Source organism: Mesorhizobium sp. M2A.F.Ca.ET.039.01.1.1 (genome assembly GCF_003998035.1).
In the GTDB taxonomy this organism is placed as follows: Bacteria; Pseudomonadota; Alphaproteobacteria; order Rhizobiales; family Rhizobiaceae; genus Mesorhizobium.
This window is the reverse complement of sequence record NZ_RZRY01000851.1, coordinates 1-2,360: the sequence shown is the minus strand read 5'-3', so window position 1 is coordinate 2,360 and position 2,360 is coordinate 1. Positions and strand designations below refer to the sequence as shown.

Below are 2,360 nucleotides of genomic sequence, written 5' to 3'. Positions count from 1 at the left end.
ATGTCGCGCAGGCCAACGCCGAGCTCGACAAGAACGGCAGCTTCGTCGACGAGTTCGTCATTTGCCGTAACGCCGGCGAAGTGATGATGGCGCCGCGCGAGAACGTCGACCTGATGGACGTCTCGCCGAAGCAGATGGTGTCGGTCGCGGCGGCGCTCATCCCGTTCCTCGAGAACGACGACGCCAACCGCGCGCTGATGGGCTCGAACATGCAGCGTCAGGCCGTGCCGCTGGTGCGCGCCGAGGCGCCGTTCGTCGGCACCGGCATGGAGCCGGTCGTCGCCCGTGACTCGGGCGCGGCCATCGGCGCTCGCCGCGGCGGCGTGGTCGATCAGGTGGACGCCACCCGTATCGTTATCCGCGCCACGGAAGACCTCGATCCCGGCAAGTCGGGCGTCGACATCTACCGGCTGATGAAGTTCCAGCGTTCGAACCAGAACACCTGCATCAACCAGCGGCCGCTGGTGCGCATGGGCGACCGCGTCAACAAGGGCGACATCATCGCCGACGGTCCGTCGACCGAGCTCGGCGATCTGGCGCTCGGCCGTAACGTGCTGGTCGCGTTCATGCCGTGGAACGGCTACAACTACGAGGACTCGATCCTGCTCTCCGAGCGCATCGTGGCCGATGACGTCTTCACCTCGATCCACATCGAGGAGTTCGAGGTCATGGCGCGCGACACCAAGCTCGGGCCGGAGGAAATCACGCGCGACATTCCGAACGTTTCGGAGGAGGCGCTGAAGAACCTCGACGAGGCCGGCATCGTCTATATCGGCGCCGAGGTGCAGCCGGGTGACATCCTGGTCGGCAAGATCACCCCGAAGGGCGAAAGCCCGATGACGCCGGAAGAAAAGCTTCTGCGCGCCATCTTTGGCGAAAAGGCCTCGGACGTCCGCGACACTTCCATGCGCATGCCTCCGGGCACCTTCGGCACGGTCGTCGAAGTGCGCGTCTTCAACCGCCACGGCGTGGAGAAGGACGAGCGCGCGATGGCGATCGAGCGCGAGGAGATCGAGCGTCTGGCCAAGGACCGCGACGACGAACAGGCGATCCTCGACCGCAACGTCTACGCGCGTCTTTCCGACATGCTGGTCGGCAAGGAAGCGATTGCCGGGCCGAAGGGCTTCAAGAAGGGCTCGAAGCTATCGAAGGACACGCTCGACGAGTATCCGCGTTCGCAGTGGTGGCAGTTCGCCGTGGAGAACGAGAAGCTCCAGAGCGAGCTCGAGGCTCTGCGTGGCCAGTACGACGAGTCCAAGAAGGCGCTCGAGCAGCGCTTCATGGACAAGGTCGAGAAGGTGCAGCGCGGCGACGAAATGCCTCCGGGCGTCATGAAGATGGTCAAGGTCTTCGTGGCGGTGAAGCGCAAGATGCAGCCGGGCGACAAGATGGCCGGCCGTCACGGCAACAAGGGTGTCGTGTCGCGCATCGTTCCGGTCGAGGACATGCCTTTCCTCGAGGACGGCACGCATGCCGATATCGTGCTCAACCCGCTGGGTGTGCCGAGCCGCATGAATGTCGGCCAGATCCTGGAAACGCATCTTGGCTGGGCTTGCGCCGGCATGGGCAGGAAGATCGGCGAGCTGATCGACGCGTATAAGGGTGGTGGCGACATCAAGCCGCTGCGCAAGACGCTGGAAAGCTTCATGCCGGCCAACGACCGCAACGAGCCGATCCGCGAATATGACGACGAGAGCATCGTTCGCCTGAGCGAGCAGATGCGCCGCGGCGTCTCCATCGCGACACCGGTGTTCGACGGCGCGCATGAGGTCGACATCAACACCATGCTGGAGCAGGCAGGCCTGCACACCAGCGGTCAGTCGCAGCTCTATGACGGTCGCACCGGCGAGCCGTTCGATCGCAAGGTGACGATGGGCTATATCTATATGCTCAAGCTGCACCACCTGGTGGACGACAAGATCCACGCGCGTTCGATCGGTCCGTACTCGCTCGTCACCCAGCAGCCGCTGGGCGGCAAGGCGCAGTTCGGCGGCCAGCGCTTCGGCGAAATGGAGGTCTGGGCGCTCGAAGCCTACGGCGCCGCCTACACGCTGCAGGAAATGCTGACGGTGAAGTCGGACGACGTGGCCGGCCGCACCAAGGTCTACGAGGCGATCGTGCGCGGCGACGACACGTTCGAGGCGGGCATTCCGGAGAGCTTCAACGTTCTCGTCAAGGAAATGCGCTCGCTCGGCCTCAATGTGGAGCTGGAAAACACCCAGGTCGAAGAGGCTCCGACGCGTCTGCCCGACGCAGCCGAATGAAGCTTATGGCGCGCCGCTCCAGGAAGCGGCGCGCCCCGAGCATGACCCCGAAAAGTGGCCACCGGTTTTCGGACAAGGTCATGCTCAACCAAGAAG

At 64.3% G+C, this 2,360-nt stretch carries 1 protein-coding gene; it reads left to right on the top strand.

The window, feature by feature from the left end; all coding sequences use genetic code 11:
* On the top strand, positions 1 to 2,264 hold a 2,264-nt coding region (rpoB, locus tag EOA24_RS34605), incomplete at its 5' end, for a DNA-directed RNA polymerase subunit beta (protein ID WP_127410624.1).
* Between the last annotated feature and the right edge of the window lie 96 nt (positions 2,265 to 2,360).